This window comes from Pseudomonas sp. 05N433 (assembly GCF_056396925.1).
Window position 1 is genome coordinate 1 of record NZ_JBFTML010000130.1, and the last position, 1,228, is coordinate 1,228.

Annotated in this window: 1 protein-coding gene; it reads left to right on the forward strand. The window is 64.4% G+C overall.

Annotated features, from left to right (window positions below; genetic code table 11):
• On the forward strand, positions 1-1,228 hold a 1,228-nt coding region (locus AC1DIS_RS30000; RefSeq protein WP_477781303.1), incomplete at both ends, for a VCBS domain-containing protein.

Sequence of the window (1,228 nt, forward strand, 5' to 3'; positions counted from 1 at the left end):
GTGTCGACACCCAGCAGGTGACTGTCACCGTCACCGGCAGCAACGATGCACCGGTGCTCAGTTTCGCGAGCGGCAACGATGTCGGCGCCGTGCAGGAGGACAGCACCCTCAGCGTCAGTGGCCAATTCAGCTCGACCGACATTGATCATGCGGCCACCGCCACCTGGAGCATCGCCGGGTCCAATACCGGTACTTACGGCTCGATCGCCGTCGACAGCACGGGCCAGTGGACTTACACCCTGGCCAACGGCACCGATGGCGTTGCCAGTGCGGTGCAGTCGTTGCAGGCCGGCGAGACTCATAACGAAGTGTTCAGCGTGCAGGTCAGCGATGGCCTCGGCGGGGTCGACACCCAGCAGGTGACTGTCACCGTCACCGGCAGCAACGACGCACCCGTACTCAGTTTCGCCAACGGCAACGATGCCGGCGCGGTGCAGGAAGACACCACGCTCAGCGTCAGCGGCCAGTTCAGTTCAAGCGACATCGATCATGCCGCCACCGCGACCTGGAGCATTGCCGGGTCMAAYACCGGCASCTACGGCTCGATCGCCGTCGACAGCACGGGCCAATGGACCTACACGTTGGCCAACGGCACCGATGGYGTCGCCAGTGCCGTGCAATCRCTGMARGCCGGCGAGAGYCATAACGAAGTGTTCAGCGTGCAGGTCAGCGAYGGCCTCGGCGGCGTCGACACCCAGCAGGTGACCGTGACGGTCACCGGCAGCAACGATGCGCCGGTGCTCAGCTTCGCGTCGGGCAACGATGCCGGTGCSGTGCAGGAAGACACCACCCTCAGCGTCAGTGGCCAGTTCAGTTCGACCGACATTGATCATGCGGCCACCGCCACCTGGAGCATCGCCGGGTCCAACACTGGCAGCTATGGCTCGATCGCCGTCGACAGCACGGGCCAATGGACCTACACGTTGGCCAATGGCACCGATGGCGTCGCCAGTGCGGTGCAATCGCTGAAGGTCGGCGAGACTCATAACGAAGTGTTCAGCGTGCAGGTCAGCGATGGCCTCGGCGGTGTCGACACCCAGCAAGTGACCGTCACCGTCACCGGCAGCAACGATGCGCCGGTGCTCAGCTTCGCGTCGGGCAACGATGCCGGTGCGGTGCAGGAAGACAGCACCCTCAGCGTCAGCGGCCAGTTCAGTTCAAGCGACATCGATCATGCCGCCACCGCGACCTGGAGCATTGCCGGGTCAAACACCGGCAGCTACGGCTC